Consider the following 17,012-nt stretch of genomic DNA (forward strand, 5'->3'; position numbering starts at 1 on the left):
GACAAGAATCGCTTCAAATGCAATAGAGATTGATTATCTAAGAAGTAAAGTTTGTTTTAATGTACCTACGTCTAATTACAGTCTTGAACAAAGATTTCGTATTAGAATGGCTTATAATAGCATTATAACTTGCATATTTTTTAATTAGATACAGTTATAATTGCATTATTTTGCGTATGTTTCGCACTCAGTTGCCAAACCACCTGTTCAAACGGTAGTCTGGGCGCTCATTCATGTATGGGAGTACGCGCAATGGGAAGTAACAAACGGTACTGTATTGGTATTGATACCGGTGGAACATATACAGATGCAGTTATTGTGGAGTTGGACTCGGGGAGTGTTGTTACTACAGCCAAAAGCCCCACAACGCACTATGACATCCAAAAAGGCATTCAGGCGGTTGTTGAAAAGGTGTTGGCAGCATCTAACATTAATCCGGCTGATATTATCAGAACATGCGTTTCCACCACGTTAGCAACTAACGCATTAGTGGAAAACAAAGGCGCAGACGTAGCACTTTTCGTCATTGGCTTTAACCAGCGGTTGGAAGTCCCTGCTGTTGCCGCTCGCTTTGTCCCCGGTGGCCACACCATTAAAGGGGAAGAAGTTAAGCCACTAGGCATTCAATACATTGTCGACGGGGTAAATGAATTAAAAAACGACGTAGAAGCATGGGCAGTATGCAGTTCTATGGCGTTTATAAATCCTATACACGAACTGGTTGCAGCAAAAGCCGTTAAGCTGGTGAGTGATGCCCCTGTGTTCTGTTCGCACGAGGCAAGCTCCCGTGCTGGCATGAAAGAGCGTGCATCCACCGCATGTCTTAATGCGCAGCTTCTACCAGTTATGCAAAAATTTCTTTCCGGCATACGTAACGCACTTTCCGCCTGCGGCATTACAGGCGAAGTACTCGTAGTACGGGGTGACGCAACAGCGATGCATATGCAAGAAGCACTTATGCACGCTGCATCAACAATTGCCAGCGGCCCTGCAGCAACAGCATTGTTCGGTGCAAAAACTACCAACACAACCGATGCCCTCATCCTCGATGTAGGCGGCACTACAACAGACATAACGCTCATTAAAGATGGTAAGCCAGTGGTAGATACCGCGGGCATGTCTATTGGCAAATGGGAAACCCACGTAGAAGCAGTGGAAATGTTTACTGTAGGAATCGGTGGCGACAGCCTCGTGCAGCTTGCACAAGGTAAACCAATGCAGGTAGGCCCTGCACGGGTAACGCCAATCTGTATGACGCGGGATATCCCCGCTCCCGAATCTTGGATAGGACAAGGCAAGATCTCACGCTGCATCACAATGGCACCGGATCTCACGCCAGAAATCATCAAAGAGTCTGCACTACTCACATGTCTTGCAGAACATGGCTCTATGACGCCTCAGGCGCTATTAAAGCACCTAAGCATTGCCGAAATAACCTTCGAGCAAGAGCTGACCAAACTGCTTCACAAACAACACATCATAGAAGTAGGCTTTACTCCGACAGATGCACTGCACGTTCTTAAAAAGCTCGACATCGGCGACTACACCAGTGCCCTCAACGCCGCTCAAGTATTGGCAGACATAGAAGGCTGCACTGCAAAAGAATTCGCAGACGCGTAATCACACAAGCAGAACGCATCATCGAAGAAACAGTACTGCGGCACCTTTCCAAACGTGAAATAGGCGGCAATCTCGCCGGTTATCTCGCAAACAGAGAAGAAAACAAGCTGCTACAAATTTCTGTATCACTCAACGTACCAATGATCGGAATAGGTGCAGCCGCACCATATTTGCTCACAAACGTTGCAAAACGACTGAATACAACCATAGCTTTCCCCGACCATTTCGCCGTGGGCAACGCTCTTGGTTCCGTATTCATGGCAGAGCGCAACTGCTAAGTCTTGCAACGTCATCTGATAGAAAAAGGAACATGTCATGGAACATAAAGAACAAAGTTTTGAAGCTGTAATTGAAGTTGGAAGCGAATGTGAAGATTGCACGATCGTGCACGGCTGGCTTTACGACGGCACCAAATGGGTGCTGCACGCATGGGGTGAAACCAGTGACGCAGTGTACGATCTCACAGAATCTCGCGAGCCTCAGCATCGTGAGGAGTACTACAAAGCTCACGGCGTGACCGAAGAACGACTCCGTCGATATACACGCATAGAATTCTTCACGCTCCTCGGGGACACCAAGTCCTTCGGCCCTTACGACAAAGAGCTTTTCTTTGCGACTGAATCGGATGTTGATCCGTTAGGAAAATAAGTTTCAATAAGCTGTAATAAGTTTTTTTGGCCTCTGGCGGGTCTTCGACGAGCCTCCGGCGGCTTAAGAACCTCTTGCAAGAGGTTCTTAAGAATCTCCAGAAACCTTTATTATGCGATTAATGCCCGTTGATAGATTTCTCACGCGGCTTGATCCGACTGACTTGAATAGCAAAAAGGGCTGTCCTTCATATGAAGGACAGCCCTTTTTTATTTTATGAAAGGTAGTGAGGTATAAGCCGCGAGGCTACGTAAAAAACGTGCTCACCTCGCATAATAAAAGTTTTGGAAGGGGGTCTGGGGGAAACTTTTTCCAAAAAGTTTCAGCCCAGCCGCCGAAGGCTCGTCGAAGACCCGCCAGAGGCGAAAACTCCACTACACCCAAAACAGCCCAACTACGCTCTACCGGTACCACGAAGCTGACGCTTGTCACCGATACGCATGGTAAGACGCACGCGGTCAAAATATTCGAGTAACGGGATTGCGTACTTGCGTGAAAGCCCTGCGGTTTCGCGCAGCTGTCCGGGCCCCATGTCGTCATGGTTGGAAAGATACTCGCATACCATTTCTTTTACTTTTTCCAGCGCTGGCGCGTGATAGTAAAGTGTATCCTTCACTTTTACCATCTCGCCTTTCTCTTCCATAAGCTTGAGTACTGGGACTGCTTCTTTGACTTCCACACCGAGCGGTTCGAGAACCTCTTTGAGGTTTGGAGGAGTAATTCCGCCCTTTTCGTATGCTTCAAGGATGGTTTTACGTAAGCCTTCCTGATCCGCTGCCATGGATACTTTGTGCGCTGGTAAACGCAGAACATCACCGTCTACAATGATGGATTTGGCTTTAATAAGACGCTCAACAAGAAAATGTACAAGCTTAGGTGAAAGCTTTTTACCCCAACCGGATGCAAGCATACCGCGGGAAAGACCAGCTTTCATCGGTTCGTTTTTATGGAACGCAGCCATAAATTCAATACAGCTTTCTGAAAGTTCTGTAAGAATTTTTCCTGCTATGTACTGGCGCTCTTCCTTGTCGAAACAAAGCGCTTCTTGCTTTCCACCCAAGAGGTTAAGACTTTTTTCAAGCTTCTTGGTTTCGATATCTGTAAAAATGCAAAGACGAGTGAAAGATAACCCTTTTTCTGCTGCCATTGCTAGATGCAGACGGACTCTGTCGTCCGGCTCAGCCTTTGGAAGCTCTTGCAGACTGTTCCATATGACTTCGTAATGCGGATTCTTTTTGCGAAGGCGTTCAGCTTCTGGATGTAGTAATTTACCACCACCCGCGGTACGCAACGGTGAGAAAGAACGAACAACACAACGATCGTTTGCTACGCCCACCATTGGCTCTGGGAAACGGACTTCACAAATGGCGGTTTCACCCGGCATGAGTTTGTCACGATCAGGAAAATAAAGACGTGCTAAAACGTCGCGAGCACCGTGGTGAAAATGGATTTCTGTACGATTTTTGAGCGGTGATGGTGACGACGAGAGACATGTGAGCTCAATGTGCCATGTATCGGAAGGGAACAGCGTATCAGGCCGTGCAAGCACATCGCCCCTATGTACGTCTGACACTTCTATACCGGCTATATTGATTGCAGTACGCTTGCCTGCCGGAGCCTTTTCAACAGCGCTGCCATGACTTTGCAGTCCGCGAACCTTACCCATGAAATCATGTGGGTAAAAACGTACTTCGTCGCCAATATTGAGAGAGCCGGAAACCATGGTTCCGGTCACAACGGTGCCATGACCACGCATAGTAAACGATCTGTCTACTGGCATACGGAACAAGTCAGAACGGCGCTGCGGTACTAACTCTTTCTCCATCTTGGCAATATGCGCGCGGACGGTATCAAGCCCGTCGCCCGTTTGCGAGGATACTGGAAAAATTGGAGCGTCTTCAAGGAACGAGCCCTGCAAAAACGCTTTAACGTCTTCCTGCACCAACTCAAGCCATTCTTCGTCCACCATGTCTGTTTTGGTAAGCGCAACAAAGCCTGTCGGGATACCAAGGAGAGAACAAATTTCCAGATGCTCACGGGTCTGCGGCATTACGCCTTCGTCCGCTGCAATAACCAGCATCACAAAATCAATGCCGGATGCACCTGCAACCATGTTCTTAACAAATTTTTCGTGCCCCGGAACGTCCACAATCCCCATCTTGCCGCCATCCGGCAAATCGAAGAAAGCAAAGCCTAACTCAATGGTTATCCCGCGCTTTTTCTCTTCTTCCAGTCTGTCACAATCGATTCCGGTGAGGGTTTTTACAAGCGTGGTCTTACCATGATCAACATGTCCGGCAGTGCCCATTACAACAGGCATAGATACTCCTTGGCATAATTCCTAACTGATGCTGCTACACAGAGTGTTTATCCGTTAACAGCAACGCATCGTACAGTGTAGTGCCCTCATCGACGACATCTGCCGCCAAGAGGATTGTATGTTGTATTGGAAAAAACCCAACTCCTCAACTATTCCCCGCTCATAGAAGATCTCACACAATCATGTTACATATCATACAACACATTCAACAGCTTACAAACATACGAGGACATCATGGAACTACTTGAAATACGCACATCCACCCGTGAAGAACTCATTGATATTACATCCAGAGTGCAAACGCTCGTTAGCGAAAACAACTGGCAGGATGGCGCATTGCTGCTCTTTTGCCCGCACACAACCGGCGCTGTAACCGTCAACGAAGGTGCAGACCCAGACGTTGCCCGTGACATAACAGTTAACATGCGGCATCTGGTGCCACACAAAGGTGACTACCAGCACATGGAAGGCAACAGCGATGCACACATAAAAGCAAGCATGTTCGGGCCCGATCAGATGCTAATAGTCGAAAATGGTCGAGTTCAACTCGGAACATGGCAGGCGATCTATTTCTGCGAATTTGACGGAGCGCGCAATCGCAAGCTTTGGGCTAAATTTATTGGGTAACGGCTAAGAGTTTAGAAGACAGGGAGTTGCCTCCGGCGGCTGGGCTGAAAACTGTTTCACTGTCTTTATCCGTAATCCCTCGTACCTCGAGAACGGCTAAAGCTTGCAAGTTTCCCCCCAGACCCCCTTTCAAACTTTTTATTATACGACAAACGCCCGTTGATAAGTTTCTCACGCGGCTTAACGATACTGACTCGAATAATAAAAAAAGCTGCCCTTTAAACAAAGGACAGCTTTTTTGCTATTTACTTCAGCAAAATTACGCTCGGTGTAAATTTTGTTGTGCTATTCGGCAAGAGTAAATGCTGTCGAAATCTTGCGTCTCTACAGCGTTACGTGATGAATTTTTTGAAATTTACGATCCACCGTACGTGTATATCTCACAGAAGACTTTCCGAACATGAGCACATATGCGGCATGGTGATCTTCGGGAATACCGAGAAGCTCTTTATAGTCAGGTACAAAATGCATAAACGCTTGCAGTGCAAACCCGCACCAAAGGCTACCGAGACCAGCGTTTGTTGCTGCGAGATCAAAGTGTGTGAGCGCTATGGCGATATCAACCATTGGTGATGAACCAGCTGTCGGTGAAGACACAACAAGCATGTGCGGTGCTTTTCTAAAGACGATGTCGCCCCCTCCAGCATGCACTTTATCAAAGGCATTAAAGTGCGCCAGTTCTTTAGGGACTCGATGCTCTCTGACTGCTGTAGCAATATGCCCATAGGCATGGTCTGAAATTTTCTGCATGACTTTTATATCGTCCACAACGGTGAACTGTAGCGGCATGGCATTCTTAGCTGTCGGGGCATTTGCGGCAAGATTAATGAGCCTGTCGATAAGAGCTTTTTCAACATTTTCTTGCTTAAAACGACGTACTGAACGACGTCCGCGCATAAGCGTTTCAAGCTGCTTTTCGGATGGCAGATTACCTTTAATCTGCACACAGTCTTCCGGCTCTACATTTAACATAGAAATGGCTGCTGTAGGACAGATGGCAAGACAGTGCAGACATCGTAAACAACGCTCTTCGCGGGAAGGAGCGATAGTTGGATATTCACCTTCAAAACGAATAATTGATGCCGGGCAGTCTGTTACACATTGATTGCACTGAATGCACTTTTCGGTATCAACCTTAAAATCTAGCATATTTGCTCCTTACGTCACAGTGGTGAATGGTGCTGCCTCTATGAAAAAAGTCAAGAAATCTGCATGAATTCATACGTAGAGGTGTCATGTATAGATACGTGACGCATAATTGATGCACAATACTGTAAAAAAGATTGAGGATAAAGAACGATATTTTTGATCGATATTATTCTGACAAAAAGACACCTAATTTGAACGGGATATATGTTGAATTGCATACTGTGGTCACAATGCAGCAAAGCTGTAACAAAGCTGTCACATAAAATGTCTATCTAGAGCACGGCTCGAGGAGCAGGCAAGTGTGTCTGAACAGGTCGGGTCGATCACCTAGATATCCGTTATGGAGCATGTATGCCTGAGATGACTTACTCTCCGGAAACGACGCATGAAGCGTCTTCTGTGACTGACCCAGACAAAATAAACCTGAAGAGCATTGGCCGCTGGTTCGCTATCGCTGCCCTTATTTACTGTATGTTACTTGCAGTAGGCATGATTGGCGCAGGTTTTAAAACTGCCACAGCAGGACAGGCGAAATCATTATTTGCTTTCGCATCCAACCCATTCCTCGGACTCATCATCGGTACAGTTTGTACCGCTCTTATCCAGTCTTCAAGTACTGTGACATCTATTATTGTTGGCCTTGTTGCCGGTGGCCTTCCGGTATCACTCGCAATTCCAATGATCATGGGCGCAAACATCGGTACAACCATTACCAATACTATTGTCAGCGCTGGACACATGCGATGCAGCACAGAATTTAAACGTGCTTTTTCTGCCGCAACCGTGCATGACTTTTTCAATTTGATGGCGGTAATAATATTCTTACCGTTAGAAATATTCACCGGATTTTTACAAAAAACAAGCTTGGCGATTGCTTCCATGTTCGTGGGTGGCAGCTCAATGAGTATCAAAGGCATCAACTTTATTAAGCCGATTACCAAACCGATTATTGGTACTCTTAAAAGCATGCTTGGTAGTTTTTCACCGGAAGTTCAAGGCGTACTTCTTGCGATTCTCGGTATCGGGTTAATTTTCTGCGCAATCACCATGATGGGCAAACTGCTCAAGAGACTCATGGTCGGTCGTGCTAAAAACATGCTCCACACTGCTATCGGCCGCGGCCCATTTGCAGGCATAACTTCCGGAATGCTCATCACTATCCTTGTACAATCTTCTTCTACAACAACAAGCCTTATGATCCCGCTTGTTGGCTCCGGCATCTTCAGTATGCGTCAAGTGTACCCGTTCACTCTGGGAAGCAACATCGGCACTTGCGTAACTGCCCTGCTTGCGGCAACCGCAGTTATTGGTGGCAATAGCCTGTTTGCTCTTCAGATTGCCTTTGTACATTTGATTTTCAATATTTCCGGCGTACTGTTTATTTACGGAATTCCATTTTTACGCGAAATTCCTCCACGCTGTGCGGAATGGCTTGCAGACTACGCAGGACGCAAAAAGCGTTATGCAGCGTGTTATGTGCTTGGCGTATTCTTCTTACTTCCGGCTACATGCATTATTCTCGCTCAGTAAAACTGAGTGGTTTATTAGAGCTAATTAGAAATAAATATTAGCCTCAAACTATGTAGTAATTTTAAAATAAAGATCGCCTTTTCAGAATGTTAGTAAAAATACCGCAGGAAGATGTTCTTCAAAACATCCTGCGGTATTTTTTTCACTACTTTGTACTTCCCAAATAAAAAGGATCACTTTACAGTCACACTGAAACCGTTTACAGAATTGGTTCAGATAATTTCTACTAATTTACTCAAGATGAGTGAAGGTAGAGTGTTCACTGCATTTAAACAGTGTAACCGCTTCCGGAAAATAACTGATAGATGATGGTACCCCCGTATCAACTTCTATCGCAGTTTGCCGGATGAATCTGACATAAACATCATCTGGTAAAGGTCGTTTTTTTAACGACTTAGCGCTGCGTGTTGCAAATTCTTCGGTAGCATTCAATGGGCGAAATGCTGCCGGAGCTTCTCAAAAGAGTCCGGGGTTCAGCCGATGGTTACTTGTTCTGAACTCCGGACTCTTTTGCGTTCAACATTTGAGATCCACGACATTGAATAATAAAAAAGGTCGATTTTGTTTACGGACAAGCCACCATCGCGGTGTTGCCGGTAAACAAAATCGACCTTTTCGTATGTATAGAAAGAAAAAACGCTATGGCTTTTTATGCACCACAAGCACATTGCACGGAGACTGCTTAAGCACACGGGTTGTAACGCTGCCGAGCAGAATGGATGCAAGCGGGTTTGTTCCGCGTGGAGCCATAATAATAAGGTCCACTTTCTCTTTTTCCGCCATTTTTGCAATCTCTTCGCTCGGTGAGTTGTCAATAACACGCTCAATGTACGTAACCTCAGACTTATCAAGCAACTCGCGTACAGGCGTGAGCACCTGATTCGCATATTCAAGCGATTCCACAGAAAAATCTTTAAACTGCTTCAAGTTTTGAAATGTTTCGCTGCAATAGAGCAATATAATTTCTGCGCTAAATTTTTTTGCCAGATCAATAGCTTCTGCAGCAGCATTGAGAGAATATTCCGATCCATCTACCGGCAACAATATTTTTTTTACTTCCATATACTACTCCCATGTAACAGCAGAGTTTATGCGAATAATCATCAATGCCAAAGCTCTTTATATTCGCTACCAAAAAGCACGTTAGGGTCTGTATTTTAAATAAAAACAAACCTCTTATATTGTATATACCAACTTAGAATGGTTTTTTGCAACATTTTTCTAAGCATAGCTTGCTAAACAATGTGTAGCAATTGGATAAAAAAGATATAATGAACATATATACGAAAAGACTAATTCTCATAGTTAAATGAGAATTAGTCTTTTGAAACAGGAAAACCAATGGATTCCTGAGTAGGGATGTACTGTATATCCCCATGCACTCTTTGGCGTAATTGAGTAAACATGGATGATGCGTTTATACAGTGCATTGTTCATGTAATTTTTTTTGATAAAATAAGTAGTATGTATAGGAATAGACAAATTCTATTTCCAAGTAAACAAAATGAAAAATATCACAAGAAAACATCCATAATCTCATGTTTTCAACAATATCAACGCTTACAATTAGGTCATTTAATATTCATAATACTGGATAGTTGCACACAAAAAAGCCCGTCTCAAAACATACGTTTTGAGACGGGCTTTTTATAGGCTCTTATGTTGCTGCCGAGTTTTCCGAACACAGTCACGGAACAGTCGTGTCCGGAAAACACAGCATTAACGCGTAAAGATCACGCGTTATGCGAGGAAGCTGCATAATACCCAAGCGGTACGAGTATGCAACTTAATAAATTTTATATAATCCATAAGTTTTTTTTGACTGATCTCACTATAGAGCAACAGAAGACAATAAGAAGTTGCTAGATTATCAGGCAATACTCAGAATATTAAAGATAATCTGTCAAATGAGCAGTATGTAAAACTACAGCCCCTTCAGGCACGCTTTTTCCTAACGGCAAAAGGACAATGTGTTCCGGCTGAACGTTTTTATAGGTGATCCTTGAATCATTCCGGAAACCGAGCTTTGTAAAAAATTTTGGGTCACCGTGAGAAATTAATCCATTCGCCCTCTGTGTATACATAGCGCGCACAGCCTGACGTATAAGTGAAGTACCTATGCCTTTTCTCTGATGTTCAGGGAGCACTCCCACAGGCCCTACATAAAACCAGCCTTCATCATGCCCATTAATTAAGACTGGAGAAATTGTTAGTTGCCCAACAATGCCTGCGCCATACTCTTCTGCAACAAGAGATAATGTTAAAGAATCACTTTTCCTGAGTGCATCAACTATTTTGTATTCATCTTTGTATGTATACGGATGATCGTTAAACGCATTATACTGCACATTGCGAATCGCAGCAGCATCATGTTTTCTTTCGGGGCGAACACGCACAGTGGCCTCCTTATAACTGAAGAATAGTAGATCAACATTCTATCTGTAGCACAAATTCACTACAAAGAGACACACGCGCTATAGAATATACCATTGGGACACGGCACATCGCGACGCAGAATAAAGTGTCTAAATATGAACGAGCTTCAGGCTCTTTTATTACCATTCTAAAACATGTAGTATGCCCGTCGATCACAAAAATTACCGCGAGGAACATATGACTGCATCAAAACGAAACGTATATTTAAAGACAATCCCGCTGACTGAAGCCGTAGCGAAAATGCAAGCTGCACTCGACAGAGAAGTTCTTTTGAGAAGCGAAGTTGTGCCGACACACGAGGCTGGCGGACGCGTATTGGCTGAAGCAGTGTTTGCTGAATATTCCTCGCCAACGTTTCATAGCGCAGCAATGGACGGTATTGCTGTAACAGCAAAGGAAACCTTTACTGCCCGTGAAGGCGCACCTTTGCAGCTGAAAAAAGGAATTTCATACGTTCCTGTGAATACAGGCAACCCGCTTCCGGAAGGTCGCGATGCTGTCATTATGATCGAAAACGTTATCTCTGTTGATGACGACACCGTTGAAATTGAAACACCGTCTTTTCCTTGGCAACACGTTCGCCGCATCGGTGAAGACATCGTTGCTACGGAACTGCTTTTTCCGCAGAATCAGCAGGTTTCCCCATATGACATCGGAGCCTTGCTTAGCGCGGGTATCTGGGAAGTACGTGTGTGGGAAAAAGTACGCATATGCATTATCCCAACCGGTGATGAAGTGCTCGATTTTGAAGAACGTCCAGAGCCTAAACCGGGACAAGTTATTGAAAGCAACTCACAGGTACTCAGCGCAATGGCGCGAAACCTTGATTGCATTGTAGATCGTGTCCCACCTGTGCCGGACGTTCCAGAACTGCTGGAAAAAACTGTTGCCGCAAAACTCGACGAGCCATACCACCTCGTCATCATCTGCGCCGGTTCTTCCGCAGGTTCCAAAGATTTCACCCGTGCAACTATTGCCAAGCTTGGCGAAGTAGTTGTTCACGGTGTTGCCGCTATGCCGGGTAAACCTTCCCTGCTTGGCGTCTGCAAAGATAAGCTTGTTGCCGGAGCCCCGGGGTACCCTGTAAGCGCCGTAGTGTGCTTCGAGGAGCTCTTAACTCCACTTATCTCATGGATCAGTCGCAAACCTGTTCCTTCGCGTCCTAAAGTGAATGCAGAAATCACCCGCAAGGTTCCATCCAAGCTTGGTATTGAAGAATTTCTGCGTCTTTCCATCGGAAGAGTCGGCGACAAATACGTAGCAACTCCACTTGCCCGTGGCGCAGGGTGCATTACCACCATGTCCCGTGCTCAAGGTGTTGGTCGTATTCCGGCACAGGCTGAAGGCATCGACCAGAACGCCATTGTTCACACCGAACTGCTTGTGGAAGAAAAACGCCTCGATGAGATTCTCGTTACCATCGGCAGCCACGACAACACACTCGATATTTTATCTGATGAACTCATGGGACTCGACACACCAATGCGTCTTGCTTCCAGCCACGTCGGTTCTATGGGCGGCATCCTCGCCATCAAAAACGGCTCTTGCCACATGGCTGGCGCGCATCTGTTTGATCCGGAAACCAACGACTACAACTTCCCGTTCATCAAAAAGTACCTGCCGGATACCGATGTAACTCTCGTGAACCTCGCCATCCGTCATCAGGGATTCATTGTTCCTAAAGGGAACCCGCAAAACATTCAGTCCATCGAAGACCTTGCAAACTGCACTATTCGTTTTCTCAACAGACAACGCGGAGCCGGAACACGCATCCTCTTTGATTATCATTTGAAAGAAGCCGATATTTCTCCTGCGTCCGTGACAGGGTATGATAAAGAAGAGTTTACGCACATGGCAGTTGCCGTAAACGTGCTTACTGGAGCTGCGGATACCGGACTCGGTATCTACGCAGCAGCAAAAGCGCTTGATCTTGATTTCGTGCCGCTAGCACGCGAACGATACGACCTTATTATTCCGACAGCCTACATAGAAACACCGCAGGTGCAGGCAGTACTTGAGTTACTTCAGTCTCCTACATTTAAAGCACGAATTGAAGCGCTCGGCGGGTATGAGACCTCTTTGACAGGAAACATTATGGAGCCGGGAATCGGCCTTGGAGAATAGTGTGAAATTTTACAGTCCGGCATTCGCCGCTACAGAAGAAATTCCGGAAAAATACACCTGCGACGGTGAAGATATTTCGCCACCGCTTAAATGGTCTGATCTTCCGGAAGGCACAAAAAGCCTCACCATAATCTGTGATGATCCAGATGCGCCTTCCGGCGTATGGGATCACTGGCTGATATTCAACATCAGTCCTGAGATCACAGGACTTGAGGAAGACACCCCAAAAGTTTTTGATCCATTCAGAGGTATCGGGCACGGTATCAACAGTTGGAACAACTCATATTACGGTGGCCCTTGTCCGCCATCCGGTCAGCACCGCTATTACTTCAAGCTCTATGCGCTTGATGCAAAGCTGCGGATCAAACCGGGGTCAGGCAAAGGTGCCATACTACGCGCCATGGAAGGGCATGTTCTTGAAAAAGCGCACTTCTTTGGTGTCTATTCGCAGAAGAAGTAAAGAAAATGAAAAAGCCTCTGACGGTACTCCGCCAGAGGCTTTTTTTTATGATTGGGTCGGATTTGGTGCTCGGGTCGGACTTGGTGGTCGGGTAGGCCTTCGGCGAGTCTCCGACGGGGACGGGCTCTGCCCTCCACCCGCAAGGGGTATCCCCCTTGACCCCGTTTAGGGTATTGGGGGTGGATGACTTCTAGCTCAGAGCCAATCGCAGTTGAACTCGCCTTTACCAGCGCCCAAGCAGTTATCCTGTTAGCTATTACTGTCCGAGAACGTCAGTAATGATGTTGAGATTCACATCATCAATAGTTTCACAGCCGGTAAGAACCATTGCTGATTTAATCTGTCCTGTAAGCTGCTGGATGTACTTGGAAGCACCATCTTCAAGACCGCCCATGGTTGCGATGGAGAATGGACGTCCGATCATCACAGCATCTGCGCCAAGAGCTACCATTTTAAGAACATCAACACCGGTGCGAACGCCGCCATCAACCAACACTGCAATTTCACCGTTAACGGCTTCTGCAATTTCAGCAATAACATGCGCTGTACCCGGTGTATGATCTAAAACACGGCCGCCATGGTTGGACACAACAATACCTGCTGCGCCAGCTTCTACTGCTGCCTGAGCATCTTCAGGAGTCATAATACCTTTCAGAAGAACCTTACCCGGAATGCGTTCAATAAGAGCTTTCAAACGCTCAACACCGCGCGGAGCAACAGGGCGTCCCATCTTTGCAAGGGTAATCAGGCCAATAGCATCAATATCGATGCCGAAGGTTGTACAGCCAGTTGCAGCTGCTTTTTCGATTTTTTCGAAAAATTCTTCGCCTTCCCACGGTTTAATAAACGGAATGCCGTTACCGCTTACAGCCTTGATGGCGTCAAAACCAGCTTCGGAAATAAATGGTGGTACGCCGTCGCCAGTACAGCCGACAATACCGTTTGCGTCACACGCTTTAAGCTTGGACATAATGTAGTCTTCTTCAGAGACTTTTCCGCCCATATTGAAAGATACGCCGCCAATCGGTGCTGCAAATACAGGAATGGAAAGGTCATACCCAAGAACAGAAGTACTAGGGTCAGCCTCGGAGCAGTCGTGAATAGTACGCATACGCAGTTTGTAGTCTGCGAGAGCCTCTACGTTACCTTTAAATGATGCAGCAGTACCGAGACCGCCCATTCCCGGAACTTCGCCTGCACAGGCGCGTCCATCACATTCTTTACAGACTCGGCAGTAGCCTTTCATGAGCTCACGGGCTTCTTTACGAACATCTTGCATGACATTTCCTTACGTGGGTTGTTGTGGTTAATTTTTACACCGCAGCTATCAGCCGGAGAATCCTTCAAGTCCTAAAACAAAACTACGGGACACGCATTAATGCGCTGAATTATCTCTATCTGTCTGCGGTTGTCTTATTTTGAAGTAAAAAGCATTCCATGCACTTGTTCCAAGTGCTTATGCATACATCTTGTTGCCAGTATTTCATCACCGGCAACAATGGCGCTAAAAATTTCTTTATGCATAGAACAAGACTGTGCTCTACGCTCCGGAGTCTGCAACGGTGCTTCCCGTGTTTCTTCCAAGGCAGTGCTTGCATTAAACAATGCCTGTTCAAAAAGCGGATTTCCGGAAGCCTTGGCAATGGCGCAATGAAAGCGAATATCCTTTTCCCAAGGATTCCCTTCCGGCGGCTCCGGTGCTTTTTCTTTCATAATGGAAGCAATGTCTTCGAGCTGCTCCGGCGTTGCATTCCGTGCTGCCAATCCAGCCATCACAGGCTCGATAGCCTGACGAAACTCCATAATTTGCAGCAAATAAAGTCGCTGTTCTGTCAACGCTTCTGCCAGTGGCTCCACTATGTTCCCTGTGTCGATAACAAAGGTACCATTGCCGCGCCTGCTTTCTACTATACCCTTTTCTTGCAAAGAGCGGATAGCTTCGCGGATGGAACTGCGCGAGACTTGAAATGTTCTGGCTAAATCGCGTTCCGCCGGAAGTTTGTCACCAACGGAGAGTGTGCCAGCATGCAGCATCTCTTGAATACGCAACACGACCTGTTCGTATATTTTTAGCTGCTCACTGGGGTGTGCGGAAGATATATTGTTCATGTAATCCTTTAGGTGGTCTGACCAATTCCTTTGGTCTGACCAATAGCACAACAAAAGTCGGTTTTGAAGAATTTTATTGTTGGGAAATTTACCACAGAAGAAGAGTTCATTTGAAAAAAGAAAGCCCCTGAGTTGTTCAGGGGCTTTCTTTCATCGTTTTTTATCTACACGGGCTGCCATTTCTGACTAGCGTTCGTTTTCGTGAATAGTATACAAGTGGTTTTTGTATGCTCTAAAGACATCAGCCCTGTTAATCAGGCCGAGAATTTCGTGCGGGTTATTTTCCTGCACAACAGGGATTTGGCCGAGATCGGAATCTACAAACTTAACGAGCGCAGTATACAGATCATCGTCTTCCTGCAGGGTAACGCCTTTACGGGCAAGATCACCTACGACAACGAGGTCGAACAAACTTTCTTCGTAAAGAATGTTTCGCACATCGTTGATGGACAAAATGCCTGTAATTTCTCCCCCAACGTTTTTGACAGGGAAAAAGAACTCGTTAGTATTGGTAATAATGTTCGTAAGCGCCTTAAGCGTAATGGATTCTTCCAAAATAGTTACGCGTCCACGCTGGAAGAACTCTCTTACATGCAAATTTTCAAGAATGTTGACGGTAGAGTCAACAATATGTGCAGGAGATTCAAATTTGTTCTCAACCTGATTCTCGTAAAGAGAAACTTTACGGCTGATAACAACACAGATAGCACCGGAAAGCATAAGCGGAGCAAGAAGTCCGTAACCCTGCGACAGCTCACAAACCATGATCAGTGGACCAATTGGAGCATTCGCAACACCAGCAAAAAACGTTGCCATACCAACAAGAACGTAACCACCCGGCTGGGTGACAATGTTCGGGTAGAAGCTATTTGCAGTAAAACCGACAACGCCACCTGTCATACCACCTACAAAAAGTGCAGGAGCAAACATACCGCCACTGAGGCCGGAGCCGAGAGTGAGTGAAGTTGCTAGGGTTTTACCAAAGAGCAACACAAGCATTGTGAGTACTGGCAAATTGCCATTAATTGCTTGTTCTAAGCCATGATGACCGCTTGAAAGCACTTCTGGGTAGAACATGCCGTATACACCCATGAGAAGGCCACCTGCGACCATAGCCCACATGATGCCAACACGCTGACGAATTTTGTCAAATACGGAGTACTTAAGAAAGTGGAAACTGCGGACATAAATCCAACCAGCCAGCGCACATGCTGCAGAAAGAATCGCGTAAAAGAAGAGTTCACGCACATCATTGAAGTGGAATTCTGGAATATCGAACATTGGCTTTGAACCAAATGCCATAAAGAACAGAGAGTATGCCACAACTGAAGATGTAACCGCAGAAACGATAGCTTCTGATTCAAAATCTTCTTTGTAGATAACTTCAATAGCAGTCATCGCGCCGCCAAGCGGAGCAAGGAAGATAGCACCGAGACCACCGGCAGCACCGGTAAGCATCAGGATGCGGCGTTCTTTGGTGGAAAGACCAAATTTGTGGGCAAACCAACAGCCAAGTCCAGCACCAAGCTGGGAAACTGGCCCTTCCTGACCTGCGGAACCACCCGCGGCAATAGTCAGGATAGAGGTAATACCTTTTATGATTGGAGCCTTAGGCTTAATTTCACCCTTATTCTGGTGAAATGCCTTGATCATGGCATCTGTACCGTCAGTTACACCATCAATGGAATCCGGCAAAAATTTGTTTACGAGAAAGCCGGTAATAAAAGCGACGGTAACAAGTGCTACAGGGATTACCCACGGACGATACTCACCATTGCTTCCATGTGCAGAAAGTCCGGCGAGGTCGTTTTGGATAAAATCTTGAGAATAATCGAGCCCAAGGCGAAATAAAATTGCAACTAAACCGGCAAAAATACCAACAAGTATGCCGAGTACCAGCATACGGACGTATGTAGCGCTGTTGTACACACGCAGGTATTCTTGCCAAACTCTCTTAAAGGGACCGAGCATCGGGCGCTCCAAATTGTA

The 17,012-nt window shown here is 46.0% G+C and carries 13 protein-coding genes; 6 read left to right on the forward strand and 7 right to left on the reverse strand.

Annotation, left to right across the window (positions count from 1 at the left end; all coding sequences use genetic code 11):
- Window positions 1-252 precede the first annotated feature (252 nt).
- Entirely contained in the window at window positions 253-1,620 is a 1,368-nt protein-coding gene (locus MKHDV_RS13415) for a hydantoinase/oxoprolinase family protein (RefSeq protein WP_254060486.1), read from the forward strand.
- A 315-nt stretch (window positions 1,621-1,935) separates the two neighbouring features.
- Window positions 1,936-2,268, forward strand: a complete 333-nt coding sequence (locus tag MKHDV_RS13420; RefSeq protein WP_160716131.1) for a hypothetical protein — start codon at window positions 1,936-1,938, stop codon at window positions 2,266-2,268.
- A 394-nt stretch (window positions 2,269-2,662) separates the two neighbouring features.
- Here MKHDV_RS13420 and selB read toward each other — a convergent pair whose 3' ends face one another.
- Window positions 2,663-4,588 carry a selenocysteine-specific translation elongation factor gene (selB, locus tag MKHDV_RS13425; protein WP_160716133.1) on the reverse strand — a complete coding sequence of 642 codons (1,926 nt, stop codon included), beginning with the start codon at window positions 4,586-4,588 and terminating at the stop codon, window positions 2,663-2,665.
- Window positions 4,589-4,822: 234 nt separating this feature from the next.
- On the opposite strand from selB, the gene MKHDV_RS13430 reads away from it, so the two are divergent.
- On the forward strand, window positions 4,823-5,215 hold the full coding sequence (locus MKHDV_RS13430; RefSeq protein WP_160716135.1) for a secondary thiamine-phosphate synthase enzyme YjbQ: 393 nt from the start codon (window positions 4,823-4,825) through the stop codon (window positions 5,213-5,215).
- Window positions 5,216-5,539: 324 nt separating this feature from the next.
- On the opposite strand, the gene MKHDV_RS13435 is transcribed toward MKHDV_RS13430, so the two are convergent.
- Window positions 5,540-6,364 (reverse strand): nitroreductase family protein, encoded by an 825-nt coding sequence (locus tag MKHDV_RS13435; protein ID WP_160716137.1) that lies wholly within the window; start codon window positions 6,362-6,364, stop codon window positions 5,540-5,542.
- A 351-nt stretch (window positions 6,365-6,715) separates the two neighbouring features.
- Between MKHDV_RS13435 and MKHDV_RS13440 the strand changes: the two genes are divergently transcribed.
- Entirely contained in the window at window positions 6,716-7,894 is a 1,179-nt protein-coding gene (locus tag MKHDV_RS13440; protein ID WP_160716141.1) for a Na/Pi symporter, read from the forward strand.
- Window positions 7,895-8,533: 639 nt separating this feature from the next.
- Here MKHDV_RS13440 and MKHDV_RS13445 read toward each other — a convergent pair.
- Both MKHDV_RS13445 and MKHDV_RS13450 read right to left on the reverse strand, forming a co-directional pair.
- Window positions 8,534-8,956: a universal stress protein gene (locus MKHDV_RS13445; protein WP_160716143.1), complete on the reverse strand. Its 423-nt coding sequence runs from the start codon at window positions 8,954-8,956 to the stop codon at window positions 8,534-8,536.
- A gap of 827 nt (window positions 8,957-9,783) precedes the next feature.
- Complete coding sequence (locus MKHDV_RS13450; protein ID WP_160716145.1) at window positions 9,784-10,290, reverse strand: GNAT family N-acetyltransferase; 507 nt, start codon at window positions 10,288-10,290, stop codon at window positions 9,784-9,786.
- Window positions 10,291-10,507: 217 nt separating this feature from the next.
- Between MKHDV_RS13450 and MKHDV_RS13455 the strand changes: the two genes are divergently transcribed.
- Both MKHDV_RS13455 and MKHDV_RS13460 read left to right on the forward strand, forming a co-directional pair.
- Window positions 10,508-12,454, forward strand: a complete 1,947-nt coding sequence (locus MKHDV_RS13455; protein WP_160716147.1) for a molybdopterin biosynthesis protein — start codon at window positions 10,508-10,510, stop codon at window positions 12,452-12,454.
- 1 nt (window position 12,455) lies between these two features.
- The gene (locus MKHDV_RS13460) at window positions 12,456-12,914 is read left to right on the forward strand and encodes a YbhB/YbcL family Raf kinase inhibitor-like protein (protein ID WP_160716149.1); all 459 of its coding nucleotides are present in this window, start codon (window positions 12,456-12,458) and stop codon (window positions 12,912-12,914) included.
- A gap of 256 nt (window positions 12,915-13,170) precedes the next feature.
- On the opposite strand, the gene MKHDV_RS13465 is transcribed toward MKHDV_RS13460, so the two are convergent.
- The 3 genes from MKHDV_RS13465 to MKHDV_RS13475 form a co-directional block, all read right to left on the reverse strand.
- Window positions 13,171-14,193, reverse strand: coding sequence for an alpha-hydroxy-acid oxidizing protein (locus MKHDV_RS13465; RefSeq protein ID WP_160716151.1), 1,023 nt, complete (start codon window positions 14,191-14,193; stop codon window positions 13,171-13,173).
- 134 nt (window positions 14,194-14,327) lie between these two features.
- On the reverse strand, window positions 14,328-15,023 hold the full coding sequence (locus tag MKHDV_RS13470) for a FadR/GntR family transcriptional regulator (RefSeq protein ID WP_160716153.1): 696 nt from the start codon (window positions 15,021-15,023) through the stop codon (window positions 14,328-14,330).
- Between the two features lie 186 nt (window positions 15,024-15,209).
- Window positions 15,210-16,994 carry a chloride channel protein gene (locus tag MKHDV_RS13475; protein ID WP_160716155.1) on the reverse strand — a complete coding sequence of 595 codons (1,785 nt, stop codon included), beginning with the start codon at window positions 16,992-16,994 and terminating at the stop codon, window positions 15,210-15,212.
- Window positions 16,995-17,012 lie beyond the last annotated feature (18 nt).

This window comes from Halodesulfovibrio sp. MK-HDV (genome assembly GCF_009914765.1).
Lineage (GTDB): Bacteria > Desulfobacterota > Desulfovibrionia > Desulfovibrionales > Desulfovibrionaceae > Halodesulfovibrio.